Source organism: Parabacteroides merdae ATCC 43184, from assembly GCF_025151215.1.
GTDB lineage: Bacteria > Bacteroidota > Bacteroidia > Bacteroidales > Tannerellaceae > Parabacteroides > Parabacteroides merdae.
In genome coordinates, this window is the sequence record NZ_CP102286.1 from 3,771,374 (window position 1) to 3,789,839 (window position 18,466).

The 18,466-nt window shown below is 44.1% G+C and carries 10 protein-coding genes; 7 read left to right on the forward strand and 3 right to left on the reverse strand.

The genetic code is table 11. From position 1 onward, the window contains the following. Positions 1-92 precede the first annotated feature (92 nt). Together typA and NQ542_RS15440 are read left to right on the forward strand one after the other, a co-directional pair. Positions 93-1,889 (forward strand): translational GTPase TypA, encoded by a 1,797-nt coding sequence (gene typA, locus NQ542_RS15435; RefSeq protein ID WP_005635555.1) that lies wholly within the window; start codon positions 93-95, stop codon positions 1,887-1,889. A gap of 251 nt (positions 1,890-2,140) precedes the next feature. Then, entirely contained in the window at positions 2,141-3,751 is a 1,611-nt protein-coding gene (locus NQ542_RS15440) for a dipeptidase (RefSeq protein ID WP_005635557.1), read from the forward strand. 13 nt (positions 3,752-3,764) lie between these two features. Here the strand turns inward: NQ542_RS15440 and NQ542_RS15445 are convergent, their stop codons facing one another. Then, on the reverse strand, positions 3,765-4,685 hold the full coding sequence (locus NQ542_RS15445) for an AraC family transcriptional regulator (RefSeq protein WP_005635559.1): 921 nt from the start codon (positions 4,683-4,685) through the stop codon (positions 3,765-3,767). Between the two features lie 197 nt (positions 4,686-4,882). Here NQ542_RS15445 and NQ542_RS15450 point away from each other — a divergent pair, with 197 nt between their 5' ends. After that, positions 4,883-8,041 (forward strand): SusC/RagA family TonB-linked outer membrane protein, encoded by a 3,159-nt coding sequence (locus NQ542_RS15450; protein WP_005635561.1) that lies wholly within the window; start codon positions 4,883-4,885, stop codon positions 8,039-8,041. A 13-nt stretch (positions 8,042-8,054) separates the two neighbouring features. Next, complete coding sequence (locus NQ542_RS15455) at positions 8,055-9,896, forward strand: RagB/SusD family nutrient uptake outer membrane protein (protein WP_005635563.1); 1,842 nt, start codon at positions 8,055-8,057, stop codon at positions 9,894-9,896. A 71-nt stretch (positions 9,897-9,967) separates the two neighbouring features. On the opposite strand, the gene NQ542_RS15460 is transcribed toward NQ542_RS15455, so the two are convergent. Further along, positions 9,968-11,653: a DUF6057 family protein gene (locus tag NQ542_RS15460; RefSeq protein ID WP_005635566.1), complete on the reverse strand. Its 1,686-nt coding sequence runs from the start codon at positions 11,651-11,653 to the stop codon at positions 9,968-9,970. A gap of 13 nt (positions 11,654-11,666) precedes the next feature. Beyond that, a complete protein-coding gene (locus NQ542_RS15465; RefSeq protein ID WP_227945698.1) occupies positions 11,667-12,830 on the reverse strand; it encodes a TolB family protein in 1,164 nt (387 codons plus the stop codon). Between the two features lie 426 nt (positions 12,831-13,256). Between NQ542_RS15465 and NQ542_RS15470 the strand changes: the two genes are divergently transcribed. Genes NQ542_RS15470 through NQ542_RS15480 form a run of 3 tightly spaced genes read left to right on the forward strand, consistent with a single transcriptional unit; the run spans position 13,257 to position 18,447 of the window. Next, positions 13,257-14,738 carry a glycoside hydrolase family 28 protein gene (locus tag NQ542_RS15470; protein ID WP_022322477.1) on the forward strand — a complete coding sequence of 494 codons (1,482 nt, stop codon included), beginning with the start codon at positions 13,257-13,259 and terminating at the stop codon, positions 14,736-14,738. Between the two features lie 57 nt (positions 14,739-14,795). Then, positions 14,796-15,548, forward strand: coding sequence for a glycosyl hydrolase family 28 protein (locus NQ542_RS15475; RefSeq protein WP_005635570.1), 753 nt, complete (start codon positions 14,796-14,798; stop codon positions 15,546-15,548). A gap of 16 nt (positions 15,549-15,564) precedes the next feature. Continuing rightward, complete coding sequence (locus NQ542_RS15480) at positions 15,565-18,447, forward strand: glycosyl hydrolase (protein ID WP_005635571.1); 2,883 nt, start codon at positions 15,565-15,567, stop codon at positions 18,445-18,447. The last annotated feature ends 19 nt before the right edge of the window (positions 18,448-18,466 follow it).

Consider the following 18,466-nt stretch of genomic DNA (forward strand, 5'->3'; position numbering starts at 1 on the left):
TCTTTTTATGTATCTTTTTTTATTTTGAAGTGTCAATGTCATATACTTCTCGCAAATTTATTGTAATTTTGCGGCCAATAAATTAGTTTTCAATGCAAAAGATTAGAAACATCGCGATTATCGCGCACGTAGACCACGGTAAGACAACGCTCGTGGATAAGATGTTATTAGCCGGTAAGCTTTTCCGTGAAGGACAGGCAGAGCCGGATCAGTTCCTGGACAATAATGACCTGGAACGCGAACGAGGGATTACGATCCTTGCCAAAAATGTATCTATTAATTATAAAGGTTATAAAATCAACATTATCGATACTCCGGGACACGCCGACTTCGGAGGTGAAGTGGAACGCGTATTGAACATGGCTGACGGTTGCTTGTTGCTGGTCGATGCTTTCGAAGGCCCGATGCCGCAGACTCGTTTCGTGCTTCAGAAGGCTATCCAGTTAGGCTTGAAACCGATTGTGGTCATTAATAAGGTAGACAAGCCGAATTGTCGTCCGGAAGAGGTGCAGGAAATGGTGTTCGACCTGATGTTCAGTCTTGATGCAACGGAGGAACAGCTCGACTTCCCGACGATCTACGGTTCTGCCAAGCAGGGTTGGATGTCGGAAGATTGGAAAGAGCCGAAGGAAGATATTACCGCTTTGCTGGATGCTATCATCCAGTATATTCCGGAACCCCAGGTATTGGAAGGCTCTTCCCAGATGTTGATTACTTCGTTGGACTATTCCAAGTATGTAGGCCGTATCGCTGTGGGGCGCGTGCATCGTGGCGAACTGCGCGAAGGACAGGAGATCATGCTTTGCAAGCGTGACGGATCGATGGTGAAATCGAAGATCAAGGAAATCGACGTGTTCGAAGGGCTGGGGCGTACGAAAGTAGATGCTGTCCAGTCCGGTGATATCTGTGCGATTATCGGTGTGGAAGGTTTTGAAATCGGTGAAACGATTGCCGATGCCAATGATCCGGAACCGCTGCCGACGATTGCTATCGACGAACCGACGATGTCTATGTTGTTTACGATCAATAACTCTCCGTTTTTCGGGAAAGATGGCAAGTTCGTGACATCTCGCCATATATATGATCGTTTGATGAAAGAACTGGACAAGAACCTTGCCTTGCGAGTGGTTCCGACAGATTCTGCCGATTCTTGGTTGGTGTATGGACGCGGTGTTCTCCACTTGTCTGTCCTGATCGAAACCATGCGTCGTGAAGGTTACGAGTTGCAGGTTGGTCAGCCGCAGGTCATTATCAAGGAAATCGACGGTGAGAAATGCGAACCGGTCGAACAGTTGACGGTCAATCTGCCGGAAGAATGTTCCAGCCGTATCATCGATATGGTAACCAAGCGCAAGGGTGAAATGACGATGATGGAAAGCAAGAACGACCGTATGCATCTGGAATTCACGATTCCTTCCCGTGGTATTATCGGTTTGAATAATGCTGTTTTGACTGCGTCAGCTGGTGAAGCGATCATGGCGCACCGTTTCCTCGAATACCAGCCGTGGAAGGGAGAGATCGAACGCCGTACGAATGGTTCTATCATCGCGATGGAAACAGGTACTGCCTATGCTTATGCTTTGAATAACTTGCAATCCCGTGGACGTTTCTTTATTGCTCCAGGCGATGAGGTGTATGCCGGACAGGTTGTTGGCGAGCATACGAAAGACAATGACTTGGTGGTTAACGTGACGAAGTCGAAGAAGCTGACGAATATGCGTGCTTCCGGTTCGGATGATAAAGTGTCTTTGGCTCCTCCTACGGTGTTCAGCCTGGAAGATGCTTTGGAATATATCAAAGGCGATGAATATGTAGAAATCACCCCGAACAGCATGCGTATGCGCAAAATCATCCTTGACGAACTTGAACGTAAGCGCCAGGGAAGATAAAAGCTATCACAACATAATCGCGCCGATAATGCAAATCATACTTGGACTTGCGTTATCGGCTTTTTTTGTTTTAATTCCAAATACATGCACTACTAATCCTATTTATATCGGGAGGGCAGTTTGTAAATCGTATTCAAACGTGGTACGGTTGTTGATTGTCAAATTAATAATGAATAATATCAAAAAATAAGGGGAGGCATTTGCGTATACTGATTATTTTTGTCCTATTAAGTAAAAAACTTTAAAGGAAAATGAAGAAAAAAGTATATACAGCGTTCATATGCCTTTGTTGTGCTGTGGTGTCTCTCTTTGCTCAGGAGCGCGTAGTAGAATTAACGAATCCGAACGAAAGCTGTACGAGTATTGCTGCTGGCAAATTGGCGACGACTGATGGTTCGGTCATGACATCGCAGACGTGTGACGGGACTTCTCGTACTTGGATGGAGGTTGTGCCTGCCCAAAACTGGCCGGACACCGCAAAACTCGATCTTTATTGGGATCTCCGTCATACGGAAAGCAAAAACGACCGTTTGGGTGTGAAACTGAAAGGTTCTATCCCACAGGTTCCTTATACATTTGCTTATCTGAATACCGGTTATCCTTGTATGAACGAGAAACAGCTGGCGATGGGAGAAACGACTATCGTGGGACGTAAGGAGCTGCGTAATCCCAAAGGCTTGTTCCATATTGAGGATTTGCAGGGGATTGCTTTGCAACGTTGCAGTACGGCACGCGAGGCGGTCTTGCTGATGGGACGTTTGGCAGAACAATATGGCTATCGTGATGGAGGGGAATGCCTGACGGTTGCCGATAAGAGGGAACTCTGGTTTTTCGAGATTACGGGTGCAGGTTCGGAAGATATGGGGGCTTTATGGGTTGCCCGGCGCATACCGGACGACCATGTGACGGTTTCGGCTAATACACCTCGTATTTCCGATGTCGATTTCGGGGACAAGGATAATTATATGTATAGTGAAGGACTGAAGGAGAAAGCACGGAAGTTAGGGTATTGGGACGGGAAAGAGCCTTTCAAGTTCTGGAAAGTAATCCATGAAACGGGGAAGAAGCCTTTTACCATCCGGGATTTTTTTGTTTTGAAAACGCTGGCTCCTTCTTTGAACCTGACGATGGACATGGAGGAGTTACCTTTGTCTGTCAAGCCCGAACAGAATGTTTCTTTGGCGGATATGAACCGTCTGCTGCGTGAAACATATGAGGGAACAGAATGGGATATGACAAAAGACATGATGGTTACGAAGAAAATCAAGGATAAAGATGGAACCGAGCGCGATACGATATATAAAAGCCCGTTGGCACAAAACTGGATGACGAATGATATGTTTGAATTCCTGAATGCCGGGCGTGGTGAAAAGAAGATAGAGAAACAGCGGACGATATCGGTTGTCTGGTGTGCTTATTCGTTTGTGATCCAGTGCCGAGATTGGTTACCGGACGAGGTTGGAGGCGTTTGTTGGTGGTCGGAAGATAATCCGGGTGAAAGTCCCCGTGTCCCGTTATTTGCCGGAATGACGGATGTCCCTGAAAGCTTTAAGGTATGCGGGCATAAACGATATCGTCCTGATGCCGCCCTTTGGACCTATCGACGTACAAACCGTTTGGCGCAAGTGAGTTGGGGGCATGGTCGTAAATTAATCGAGCCTGCCGTCCTCTCTTTCGAGCAGAAGGCTGCCGACGAAATGCCTCTGATAGAAAACAAGGTATCGGCCCTTATTCGGGAAGGCAAGAAAGATGAAGCCCAAGCTTATCTTACCCGTTATTCCTTCGATTTTATCTATTCGACTTTGCGTTGTTGGGAGGAAATGGAAGGACAGCTATGGCATAAGTTTGGACGGGGTTTCTGATTGAGGGCTTCTTTTAGTGTGAGTTCTTCTTGGCTTTTTCCCGCTGCTTTTCGATTTCTTTTCGGTAGGAGAGTGGGTTTATGCCTGTTTTGCTCCTGAAAAAGTAAGAAAAATAGTCGGCCGATTCAAAATTGAGCTTCATTGCGATGTCTTGGATCGACATTTCCGTACTGCTCAGTAAATCTTTGATCTTGCTGAGCTTCAGTTGCAGCATGTATTGATGGGGAGCGATCCCAGTGTATTGCTTGAATGATTTCCTGAAATTGGAATAGCTCATGTTGATGGATTCGGCGATATCTTCCGGTGTAAACTTGTCGTAAATGTTTTCCCGCATCAATACGCATGCTTCCTGTATCTTCTGCATAGAAACCGATCCATAATCCTGATTTTTGTTGATCGAATAGATCAAGCCGATCGTATGCATCGTAATTCCCGCCAAAACAGCTTGGAACCCGGATTTCTGTGCCCTGGCACAGTCAAGCATTTCCCCGAAATGCTTGACGATTTGGTCATTCATGCCGATATGAAATATGGGATTTGCGCGATTAATAATTCCGTTTAATAATTTTTCAAAATAATCACCTTGAAAGGTTACGTAATATTCATCCCAACCTATATTGGCGATAGGTTGGTAGCTATGCCATTGTCCGGGGAAAATAAAGAATGCGTCTCCTTTTGATATTTTCTTTTCAAAGCAGTTGATGGAAGCAAAAGTTCCTTCTCCTTTTACAATATATACCAGGGCGAACTCGTCAATAATTCTGCCCCGGTCGGGATTAAATGTATATCCGATTGGGTGACCTTTAAGGGGATAACTGCCTTTTGGATCAATAGACTGAAATCCTATGCCGCTAATAGACATTCCCCAGATGTTCTCATCATTGTTTGTCGGTAAGTACTTTATGACATTATGTTTACTGCGATCAAAATCCATTTGGTGATTATTTTGAGTATTTCAGAATAAAATGTTTCTCGCTTGAGAGATTACATTTATCTCTGTTTACAAAGATATTAAATTTATTACATCTGTCAAAAAGCAAGGGAAAAATATCATTTTTTCATGATTATAAAGATAATAAAGGCAGACATTTGTGAAAATAAATATCGTTTAACCTAATAAGTTTGGAGATTATGAGAAATCGAATTCTATTTTTGCTATGTTTCCTATGTATAGGATTGCAAGCATTTGCCCAGATTTCTATTTCAGGAAAAGTGGTTGATGCAGGAGGGCTTGAACTTCCAGGCGTAAATGTGATGGTAAAGGGAACAACTATCGGTACATTAACCGATGGTGATGGAAGGTTTACGATTCCAGATGTTCCGGGTAGCAGTAATGCCGTATTGGTATTTTCTTATGTCGGTTTCCAGACACAAGAAATAAAAGTAGGAAATACCAAAAATTTAACTGTGAAATTGCAGGAAGATAATATGGCATTGGATGAGGTTGTGGTGGTTGGTTATGGTACATCCCGTAAAAAAGATTTGGCAGGCTCTATTTCTAGTGTTAAATTGGATGATTCTCCGTTGACGCAGTTGGCAAACGTGAATGCTTTAGTTGCGTTGTCAAGCAAGATTCCGGGTTTTAATTATTCCCCGACAACAGATGCCGGTGGTGATAATACGGCTTCAATGACGATTCGTGGTATGAATTCTATTATTACAGGTCCTTCGGAGGCAAGCTTGAACAAGCCGTTGTTGGTTGTCGATGGTTCTATCTTTAATGGTAGTATCAACGAAATTGCCATGACGGATGTTGAATCCATTGATGTTCTGAAAGATGCCAGTTCTGCTGCCATCTACGGTTCACGCTCTGCAAATGGTGTAATTATTATTACAACAAAGCGTGGTCGTTCTTCCAAACCTACGGTTAATTTGGATGCTTATTACGGAATTCAGAGTTGGACAAGAAAGCCTCAGATGGTAACGGATCAAAATGAATTTTTGAATCGTCGTCGTGAAGCGATGATTGCTGCCGGTTCGATTGATCCGAGCGTAGGTTTGGACCCCGCACAGCTATTGAATGCTGAGGAACTGGAAGTTTACAATGCTGGTGGTTGGGTTGATTGGATTGATGAGGTCTCTCAAAATGCGCAGATTCAGAATTATAATCTGAGTATTTCAGGAAATGCTTCCGATAAAGTGAATTATTATTTGTCGGCCGGTTATATGAAACAGGATGGTCTGATTGTTGGCGATGACTATAAAAAGCTGACTTTTATGGCTAAAATGGACGCAAAAGTTACAGACTGGTTGACGGTCGGTATGCGCGCATCTTATTATAATGCCTCTAATCCTGGTCAGATCGCAAATATTCAGTCTGCAACATGGCTGTCGCCCTATAGCCATAAGTATGTACGTTATGATGGCTATACTGATTGGTATGAAAGATATGCAAATGGAAATGTCGCCAGCCCGTTTTGGAGTTCTTCCGAAACTACTTCCTATTTGTGGACAGATCGTGAGAAGAAATATGATAACCTAAATGGAACAGGATTTGTACAGATCGATTTCCCGTTTGTAAAAGGTCTGAGCTATAAGTTTACCATGAATGCTGTAAAAAATACGAACAATGTTGATATGTTTGTAAATCCCCAGTATTTCTTGGATACGAGAAAAGTTGAGGAATTGGCTGATCCGTATAAGTATACGGCGGAGGCAAATGGTAAATCGGAGATTAACCAGACTTATGCGTGGACAATGGACAATGTGTTCACTTATACGAAAGATTTCGGAAAGAATCATTTGGATGCAATGCTCGGTTATACGCGTGACGCCACTCATCAGAATCAGTTGAAGACTGCTTATAGTGGTTTCAAACTGCCGACTGTATTAGGCTCGTACGGACAAAATTTGGCAACGACTCAGCAGATTAACAAGACATTGAAGGAATGGCAGAATGTCGGTTATATGGCTCGTGTCAATTATAACTATGCAAACAAGTATTATCTGACGGCGAACTTCCGTCGTGATGGTTTCTCTGGATTTGCAAAAGGTAGTAAATGGGCTAACTTCCCAGGTGTGTCTGCAGCTTGGACATTGTCCCAGGAAGATTTTATGCAGAATGTAATTCCGGGATTGAGTTTCTTAAAGCTGAGAGGATCCTATGGTTTGACCGGTAATCAGAGTATCGAAGCCTATGCTACATTGGCTACAGTCGCTTCCGGTTATACTTGGTATGATGCATCTTCTTTGTATATCTATCAGAATTCGTTGGCAAATGAGGAATTGACTTGGGCGACAACTAAAACAGGAAACTTCGGTCTTGATTTCGGATTCTTGGACGGACGCATTTCTGGTTCTATCGATGTTTATAAATCAAAGACAAATGATATGTTGTTGAACCGTTCATTGCCTTATATGACTGGTTTCTCGGAAGCAAAGTTTAATGCGGGTGAGGTGATGAACCGCGGTGTCGAACTATCTTTGAATACGGTTAATATAAATGGAGACGGTAAAGATAATTTCCGTTGGGAAAGCGGATTGACTTTTTATCGTAACAAGAACAAGATTGTTCACCTTTTTGGCAAGGATGCTAATGGCAAGGAAGCGAACGATACGGGTAATGCGACAACAAATGGTTACGAAACTGCTCGTGCGTTGGTTATAGGCGAGTCGATCAATGCTGCATGGGATTTGAAAATGTTAGGTATCTTCCAATCTCAGGCTGAGATTGATAGCTATGTAGACGCGAATGGTAATAAGATTCAGCCGGATGCTGTACCTGGTGACATCAAGTTCCTGGATTATAACGGTGATGGTAAGATCAGTACGGATGACCGTCACTGTATTGGAGATATGGACCCATTGTTCACGATCAATTTTAGCAATACGTTAAGTTGGAAGAACTTCTCTTTGTATTTTAACTTCCGTTGGGATGCAGGTAACAGTTCTCATTTTATCGGTAGTGATCCGTTTGGTAATTACCATAATACGGCAACGACATCAGGTGCTCAGTTGAAAGTTGCTCCATGGAGCGAAAATAATCCAACAAACGAGCATCCGCGCTTGGGCTATGTAAATACTTATTCCTATTATTTTTGGTCACAACGTCAGTATCTGAAACTGAAAGATTTGAGTCTTTCCTATACTTTCGATCAGCCGTGGGTAAAGAAAGCCAATATTCAGAATTTGCGTCTTTATCTGAGTGGTACGGACTTATTCACAATTACCGGCTGGTCTGGTCTGGATCCTGAAACAGGTGGTACGATTGCTGCCGGTCCTGGTAGTAGCCGTTATGGAAGCAAGCCTGCTTATCGGACACTTACAATTGGTGCTAATATAACATTCTAAAAATTGAACGGATATGAAAATTAAAAATATATTGTTAGGAACGGTTGTTGGCTCTTTGTCCCTATGTGGATTGGTTAGCTGTGACAATGATTTTCTAGAAGAAAAGTCATATGAATATACGTCTTCGACTTCGTATAATACACCTGAGGAATTGGACATGGCAATCGGTTTTCTGCATGGGCGCATCCAGTATTTGTTTTTTGGTGTATGGGGTAATCATAACTATTTTATGACAGGCATGGGACTGGACACCTTTGCTGCAACAGACCAAAATTATATTACAAGTAACTGGAAGACATTTACTCCTGACGAACCGGGATATTCACGTCACTGGTACGATAATTTGTGTCAAATAATCCAACAATCGAATATAATTATCGATGCTATCGATACTCGGGATATCAAATGGGATAGCGAGACTCAAAGAAATGAGATTAGGGCGGAAGCGATCTTTTTCCGTGCGTGGGCTCATCGTTGTTTAGCCGGTATGTACGGTGACACTCCTATTATATTGGAACCGGCTCGCTCTGCAAAAGTAGATTATGAACGTTCTCCCCGTATGGATGTTTGGAAACAGTGTGCCGCGGATTTTGAATGGGCAGTTCAGAATTTACCGTTGACAACGACGAAAAATGGCCGTATCGTAAAAGCGGCTGCAGACCATATGTTAGCTGAAATGTCTATCTGTATCGGTGACTATGATAAGGCGATTGCGGCGGCAAAACGTGTAATTGATGGAACAGACGGAGATTACCATCTGATGACCGAACGTTTCGGAACACGGGCTGGTGAGGCAACGGACCGTTATGGCAATCCTCATAGCTCTTATTGGGATCTGTTCCGTATGGGTAATTTTAATTATCAGGAAGGAAATAAAGAAGCAATCTGGGTAGCTCAATATGATTATGAAGGACGCATCAGTAATACTGGTGGCGGTGGTGTTGTAAGTTGGGGATCTGCTCCAGCAAAATGCCATATCGAACAGGCTTTTGTCTCTAATTTCTATAATGTGGACAAGAAAAGGACTTTGTCAAATGGTGACGTTATTCAGATATTTGGTTGGGGGGCTGTAACTTTTACAAATAGTAAAGCGGATTATGATGCGAATAAGAATAAGTCGAATGTAGCAACCGACTCGACGGGGTATGGTGGCGGTGGAACTTGCCATCCGACCGAATGGTTCTTAGGTGATCTATGGAATAATTGTGGAAGTGATGTCCGTGGCTCTGAAGAGATGATTCAACGTAATCTATATCAGTCGGGAGGTAAGCCATGGAGGCAGGCCATTGATGAGGCGAAGGCTTTATATGAATCTAAAAAAGCGTCCGGTGATCCGGATGCCGATCTTTATAAAATCACGGCTAATGATACGGTCACTCTTTTCCCGCGTATCTGGAAGTTCGGTACGGATAAGCATGTGGATGGCGACTATCGCCGATATGATCCGGATTGGTATGTAATTCGTCTGGCTGAAACTTATCTGTTGTTGGCAGAAGCATATTTGAATAAAGGAGATAAAGCAAGTGCGGCAGATGCTATCAATGTTGTTCGTGCCCGCGCCAAAGCTCCATTGTGTACGGCTGCTGATGTGACGATTGACTATATTCTGGATGAGCGTGCCCGTGAATTGTATGGCGAAGAACATCGTGCAGTAACACTCTCTCGTCTGTCGACAAAAGAAAATCCGGTGTTGGTACAGCGTACCCGCAAATATGGATATCGTTTCCCGGCAGCTACAAACGAATTGAAGGATGCAGGTCCCAATATTCAGGATTATCAATGGCAATATCCAATACCATTACAGGTAATCGAAGCTAACTCTGGGGCTAACTTCCCGCAGAATGAAGGTTATTGATTAAATCTATCTGTATAAAAATAGAAAGCCTGGATGCAGAAATGCTTCCGGGCTTTTATTTTGTGTCGAGTTTAGGCGGTACGGATAAATCCATAATACCAATAGGTGTTTCCGTATTTTTGCCGGAGTACATGATCCGTATTCGGACGCTGTGACATCAGTACGCCGAAGTCTTCGAAAGCCAGCCTGCAGGTTGGGGTAACCGGGTAGTTGCGGGTGGCATCCAAATGAGGAAACATGAGGTCGACCACTAACAGAGCTTCCTGATAATGAATCGGTATCGCTTCACCTTGTGGAAAGTATTGCTGGAATAAATTATAGAAGCCTTTCAAGTCTTTATCCAAAAGGACGCCGCATAACAAATAGTCGAGTGCTTTACGGTTGGTTGTATCGGCTTTTATCGCTTGTGTCAGAAGAATGAGGGGGGAAGATGCGTCGATAATGAAATCTTCCTTGTATGCTTCTTTGGAAGTTGTTAGGGACTTGGAGATCCGTTCGGTTCGTTCTTTTATCCATTGATTGTGACAGGTGGAGGTTTGTAAAATGTCCATATATTTCTGGGCCAGGGGAAGATTCCCGGATTCTGTTTGCCAATCAATCAATCTTCTGAGCCGGGAGAAAGAAAGACCTTGTGGAGACATGGCATTGGCTTGTGCAAGTTGGTGGAGAGCTTCGTGTTTCAGTCCGAGAGCATAGGCGAAAAGGCTGTTAAAATTGGCTCCGCCCAATTCGTTTGCCGGAAAATAAATGCGGTCTGCTGACTGTACTGGATAGTGGAAGAGTTGCTCCGGCAGGATACCTTTTTCATTAAGGGCAAGCATCAGGTAAGGATGATAGTAGGCTTCGCTGCTGTTACTGGTATGGATCGTTTGTAGTACCCGATCCCATTGTTGTTCTTCCGCATACCGTTGTACAGCCAGGCGTTTCTCCCTTTCCCGGTTGGGGGAAGAATAAATGCTGTAACAACTGAATGCGATTAAGAGAAGGGGGAATGCGATAGAGATATAGCGGTTTTCTTTTCTGCCGGAGAGGAAAACAGAGCAGAGCGGAATTAGGAACAAGGCATAGTATACGTAAATATATCGCATTCCATATTCAGGATTAATGAATGTGTACAGCTGATTGACCGGGGTGTAAAAAACAAAGTTTTGCCATAACAGAGGCCATACGGCAACAAGTACCAGATTTATAACCGGTAACATAGGGAAGCCTTTTTGTTTGAAGAAAATTCGTTCGAAAACAATTCCATACAGATACAATAAAAGTAAGCAGTTTTCCGGTAAAAGAAGATATAAGAAAGGAATAGCGATCAAAGCGCTGGTATAGCGTATTACTTTGTTCTGGATGAAAAGATAAAAAACGAGTGTCAAAAGGAATAGATTGTATTGTAATAGTGCGGATAAGTTCCAGGCATATTGATAGATGCAGAACATGATGATCGGTACGGTGATTATCCATCCGTGCAGTGCTGCTTTCCATTGCCTTAAGTAGAGGAGGAGGATGACTGCGGTAATTAAAAGTAAACCTGTTTCCACGAAAAGTCCCAGTGAGAGCGAATGGTAGAACTGAGACAAAAAGTTCGTTATCAGACTGTTCCATCCGGTTGGGGCAAGTAGATAACCTTGCAGGTAGTCGTTTGTCATCAGGAATAATCCGCCTGCCTCCTGATAACGAATATATTCGGGATAGAACATATATTCGATAACGAGTGTATAAATACTTGACAGGACCAGAAGTATGATGTTTCCTTTTTTCATTTTTATGTACGTTTTAATCGGTTACGGTATGATCCAGCTGAGATCTGGTGATTGTGATTTTATCCTTGATAAATTCCGGAATGTTGAATGATTTCATTCGGAGGTTGTTCTCGTCAGGATCTTTCTGCGGGAGTAGGAACGGTTTACTGAACTTTCCGTTCTTATTTAGGTGGGCGATAAAGAAACGGGTGTAAAGCCCGTCTAGGCGTCGGCTGCTGAATATGATCCATCTTCCGTTTGAAGACCAGGAGTGATAGCTTTCCACGTCTGTGCTGTTTAAGATATCGGTATCCACGGGGGCAGAACCTTGTAAAGATATCATTTTCAGATCCGCTTCCTTATGCCAGATCGGGAAAGTTGCATAATCCGATTCGGTGAAAAGCAGATATTGGTTATCTGGTGAGATACGGGGGAATGAAGCGCTTTTATTGTGTGCCGTATAGATCGTGTCGATTGTCTCTCCGAAAGAACCGTTGTCCGGGTTAAAGGAGACACTGCAAATAGAGTATTTAATCTCTTTCAACCTCTTGGGCAATTGTCTGGCAGGAGCTGTGCAGTAATATAGGCGTTTCCCGTCAGGAGCCCACGCTGGAAATGTTTCGAAAGATGCCGGACCGTTGAAACGGGGATCCGTTATGACTGTGTTATGGACCAAATCATATAAGACCAGGTCTGATTCCAGATCGTAGACTTCTATTAGGTTCGGGTTTCGGCTATAAAAAGACTGACGGGTGGTATTGGTTGAAAAAATGATATATTTGCCAGATGGATGCCAGTGGGGATAAGTTCCTTCTTTGGATGATCCGAGTTGCGATAATTGCACTTTGGTAGGCTGGTTATTTTTAATAATGATTGTCCCTCCCGGAGAAGTCCGTGCATGAAACATGAACTCTGTAGGGGAATAATTGCAGAATGAGTGGCAATTGACACATCCTTTTTCATTCATATTGCTGGATATGATAATATCCTCTTTAAAACAGTTTAAAGCTCTTTGGCGGATATCCATTTCATGCCAAGATTCATAACCCGGTTCGATTAATCGGTAGGCAATATAAGGGTCGATAGAGTCTGTTGTAATATAAACAGGAAAAGATTTGTATTGTATACCTTCCGGATAAGATTCATTCCATACGGATATGGATATATCTATTTGCTTGCCAGTATTATCGGATAACATATGTTGCCATTTCTTTAAGGGTATATCGATTTTGTTTTTCCCTTCGATGCTGAATAATGGTTGGTTATTGTTGGAAAAAACAGCTTTTATATGAGAGGAATTTCTGACAGTAAAGTTTAAAGGTGCAATATTGATGGGGATACTTATTCCTTTATAATCCGGAAATATATCCGGATAGGTATTTCCGAGTTTAGATGCGACTCTATTTTCTGTGCATCCGATGTAGAGAAAGAAGGTCAATAAAGATAATAATAATTGTTTCATGGCTCATTCTGTTTATGATAGCACTCTGCAAAGATGTATCAAATTTTTAATTATAAATATCAAAAGCATAGATAAAATTTGTGCGAGGGTGAATATTTTTGTCCATTGTGAAAGACACATGGGAACATGGATTAATCTTATTTTTGTAAATACCGTATTATGATGAACAGATACAGATTTTTCTCTCTTTGCCTAGGTTTGATGTGTGGACTGCACTTGTCGGCCAAAGATTATTATGCCACGGATTTCGGTGTGAAAGCGGATGGTAAGACATTGAACACGAGTTCCATTCAGAAAGGAATCGACTTTGTGAATGCACAAGGCGGGGGGCGCTTGGTCTTTACTGCGGGTAATTATCAGACTGGGACGATTTACCTGAAGTCGAACGTGACACTCCATCTTGAAGAAGGAGCGACTTTATTGGGATCGACCAATCCTTGGGATTACGAAAAAGATCCGTATATTCGTTGGATGTCTATGATTTTCGCAGTTAAGCAGCAGAATATTGGTATAACGGGGAAAGGGACGATTAACGGGCGTGGTTTTCAAACAGCCAACAATATGGTGGACTATATCCAGCGGGGTATCTACGAAGATCCACTGAAACTGGGCCGTCCGAACGAGACGAACCGTCCGCAGAACATCTATTTCCGTGAATGCGAGAATGTGACAATCAAGGATATCACCCTGCGGGACCCGGCAAGCTGGAACCAGACATACGACCAGTGTAAGAATCTTTATGTCGACGGAATCCACGTGGATAGCAAATCCTATTGGAATAATGACGGTATCGATGTGGTAGACTGTGACGGCGTTGTGCTGAAAAACTCTTTTATCGATGCGGCGGATGATGCGCTTTGCTTTAAATCGCATGATGCGAACAGCATGTGTCAGAACGTGGTTGTCGAGAACTGTGTGGGACGTTCGAGTGCCAGTGGCTTGAAATTCGGGACGGTATCGAGAGGTGGTTTCCGTAACTTCAAAGTGAAAAACATCAAGATATATGATACGTATCGTTCGGCCATAACATTTGCAGCAGTCGATGGTGCTCTGATCGAAAACATCGAAGTAGATGGCGTTCGTTCCATTCATACGGGAAATGTGATCTACCTCCGTATCGGTGACCGTTGGAGTGCAGGGAAGAAACCGATTATGAAGAATATTACGATCAAGAATGTCTATGCCGAGATCCCGATGGACAAACCGGATGCCGGATATAATTATGAAGGACCGATCGAAGATCTTCCCCGCAATATCTCACCCGCCAGCATTGTTGGATTGCCGGAATATAAGATTCAGAACGTGACACTCCAGAATATCGAGATTGTTTCTCCCGGAGGTGGTAATCCCTACTACGCTTACCGTGGATTGGCACCGGCCGAGCTGGACAGTATTCCTGAAATGGCGACTTCCTATCCGGAGTTTTCGCAGTTTAAGGAATTGCCGGCTTGGGGCTTCTACATCCGTCATGCCGAGGGAATCACTTTTGATAATGTGACGTTTAAGGCTTTGAAAAAAGATTACCGTCCGGCTATCGTGATGGATGATGCCGGGGAGGTGACATTCAAGGATGTCCGGTTTATCGAGCCGGAGGGCGAGGGAAAGAAACAGATATTCCCTTATAAGTCAAAAGTGATAAAATGAGAGTACGATATCGGACTGGAAGGATGTATAGGATTAAAAACAAAAAAGTGAGACGATATGAATAAAAATAAATTATTTGCAAGTGTGATAGGCCTTTTGGTCTTTGTGGCGGGACTTTCAGCTAAAGATTACCAAGTCGCGATGTTTGGAATCAAATCGGACGGAGTGACACTCAATACCCGTTCTATCCAGCGAGCTGTCGATTATATCAGTGAACAGGGAGGCGGCCGGCTTATTTTTTATGTGGGCCGTTATCTGACTGGTTCAATCGAACTTAAGTCGAATGTGACGATCCGTATCGAAGAGGGAGCCGTCTTGGTTGCAGTTCCCTCCGTTTATGATTTTAAAGGGGTTGGAGGATGTAATGCGATTATTTACGCAGACAAGCAAAAGAATATCGGTATCGGTGGAAAAGGCATTATCGATGGCCGTAGCATCGCTGTGCGGGCAAGCGTGGAAGAGCAATTGCAAAAAGGGCATATCGAAGGAAATGTATCCGATTATGCACCAGCTTTGATCTGCATGGAAGGCTGCGAGGATGTGAAAATCGAACAAGTCACCCTGCAGGATGCAGCGAACGTAGCCGAAATATATAAGGACTGCCATAATGTGACAGTCGACAAAGTCGTTGTGAATGCCGGTGCATCGGACCGGAAAGCAATCTCGATTTCCGGCTGTGACGGAGTGAAGATGACAGATTGCTACTTTAATATGGCGGGGAATCCGTTGGAGAGTGCTGGGACATCCCGTAATCTAATATTTACAAATTGTATAACACCAGACGGCAAAGCTGTCTCAAGCGATCAATAAGAAGGAGGAGAAAACTATGCAGAGGAGATCTTTTATCAAACAGAGTGTTTTATGGACAGCCGGTTGTGCCGTCGGTAGCCGTATGTCGCTATGGGGTACGGTTAGTGCAGCCGATGAGGTGAAGGGGACGGTTTTGCGTTCCGGTGAGCTATATAAATTGTTTCGTGATCCACAATCCATTTACCGCCCGTTTGTCCGTTGGTGGTGGAACGGAGATAAAGTAGAAGCGGATGAATTGAAACGTGAACTGCATATATTGAAGGAGGCGGGTATCGGAGGAGTGGAGATCAATCCGGTTAAATTTCCCGGCAATGACACGGACGATTTGGGAAAGAAGTCGTTACCTTGGCTGAGCGACGAATGGATTGACATGTTGAAGGTGGCTTTTGACGAGGCGAAGTCGCTTGATATGACCTGCGATCTGATTGTCGGTTCCGGCTGGCCGTTCGGGGCGGAGTTCTTGAAGGGAGATGAACGGGCGGATGTTGTAGTGAACTATTCCGAAAAGCTGAGTGGTCCGATCGACTATGAAGTCTCTCGCGACGGTCTGTTCTGTGCGGCCGATCCTGCTATCAGTTCTCCTTTTCTTGGAAAGAAGATGGAGCTGGTTTCCCTGCAGCTGGTTCCTGAGCCGTTTGGCAGTCTTGACCAGGCTATCGATCTGATGGATAAGGAGGTCGATGGAACGTTTAAGTTCAAAGTGCCTGATGGGAAATATGTCTTGTTTGCCTTGGTCAAGATACGCGGTTTCCTCGAAGTGATCAATGGTGCTCCCGGTGCTACGGGACCGGTGTTGAACCATTTCAACAAGCTGGCCGTGCAGAAGTATTTGAATAATATGTCGGATAAGATTCAGAACCGTTTGGGTCCGTTGTCCGGCAATATCCGTTCCTTGTTTACCGACAGTATGGAACTGGAAGGATCGAACTGGTCGTATGATATGGCGGAAGAATTCAAGAAACGCCGGGGATATGACGTGCAACCCTATCTGCCCTTCATCCTATTTAAGATGGGCAGCATGGGGAATGTGTTGACCTATGAGCCGAAGGTCCGGTTCACTCCCGAACTGGACGATACGATCCAGCGTGTACGCTATGACTTCGAATATACGAAAGCCGAACTGCTGCGCGAGCGTTTTACACAGACTTACCTGGACTGGTGTAAGGGGTTGAATGTGAAATCGCGTGCACAAGCCTACGGGCGTGGTTTCTTCCCGCTCGAAAGCAGTCTGGATTATGATATTCCCGAATGTGAATCCTGGACGATGACCTGGTTGAGGCATCGTCTGGGCGAGGAGATGTCGGAAGAGGATTATCGTCGGGGGCGTGCCTATACGATGGTTAATAAATATGTGTCTTCTGCTGCCCACTTACGTGGAAAGCGCTTGGTGAGTTGTGAGGAGATGACCAATACTTATACCGTGTTCAATATGACATTGGAGTTGTTGAAGATTGGAGGTGACCAGACGGCTATCTCCGGTGTGACGCATTCTATCTTCCACGGTTTCAACTATTCTCCTAAAGAAGCTCCGTTCCCCGGATGGATTCGTTACGGGGCTTATTATAACGAAAATAACAACTGGTGGCCGTATTTCAAATATTATACCGCTTATAAAGGCCGTATGGCTTCCGCTCTGCAACATGGAACCATGTATGCGGATATCGCGATCCTGCATCCGATAGCCGATATGTGGAGCACGTTGGGAATGCAGAACGAACCGTTCCCAGCTACTACCAATGTGAAATATAAGACATTGGTATGGGAGGCGATCCATAAGAACGGCAGCGGTTGCGACTATGTTTCCGAATCGATCATCCGGGATGCCGAGATGAAAGGTGGTTACCTGTGTTATGGTCCCCGCAAATATAAAACGCTTTTCCTGATCGAGGTGGAGAGTATGGAACCGGCAACCGCGCGTAAATTGTATGATTTTGTGGCTTCAGGCGGGCGTATTTTCTGCATCGAGGCTTATCCGCATAAATCGGTCGGTCTGAAAGAGCATGACAAGCATGATAAGGAAGTGCAGGAATGGGTGGAAAAGATGAAGCAGATGGACGGGCGTTTCATACTGCTCCATAAACCGGAAAAAGACTTTGTCGGTTGGTATCAGGGTGTGCAGAAAGACTATGGATTGACACCGTATATGACGATTGAAAAACCTGATCCTTATCTGATGCAGAACCGTTATCAGGGTGATAACAAAGAAGAGATGTTCTTTTTCAGTTATGCACACCGCTATAATTCGCATCAGACCCGTATTTCCTTCTGCAACGAGGTTGTAAAAGGACGTCAGGGTTGGGTGTGGGATCTGGAAACGGGTGAACGATACCGGTTGCCGCTGGATGCAGCCAACAGTTTCCTGTTCGACTTCGGTCCGGCTGACTCTCTCCTGATTGTGTTCGATAAGCAAAAGAGAGGAAATGATTACAAGCCGCTTCCGGTTTCCGGTGAGGATTTGAAAGATCTTTCGTCTGATTGGGATGTGGAGTTCCGTCATAGCCGTGAGAATACGGTGCAGAATACTCATTTCGACAAACTGAAGGATTTAAAGGATACGGACTATGTGAATTTCTGCGGAACGATTGTTTATAGAAAGAAAGTCAACGTCTCTTCGCCTGTCGGGATGGTTCTTAACCTTGGGTTGGTACATGGTGTATCGGAAGTATTCGTGAACGGGCAGAGTTGTGGTGTCAAATGGTATGGCCGCCGTATCCATCCGGTTGCAGCCCGGTTGAAACAGGGAGAAAACAGGATTGAGATACACGTCGTGACGGTAATGGGTAATTATTTGAAGACACTGAAGGATAATAAGATCGCTCAGGCGTGGACCCGGAGGCAGGATGTTGTGCAGCCGGCGGGATTGGTAGGACCGGTAACCGCTTATAGAATTAAAAATTAAGAATTAAGAATTAAAAAAT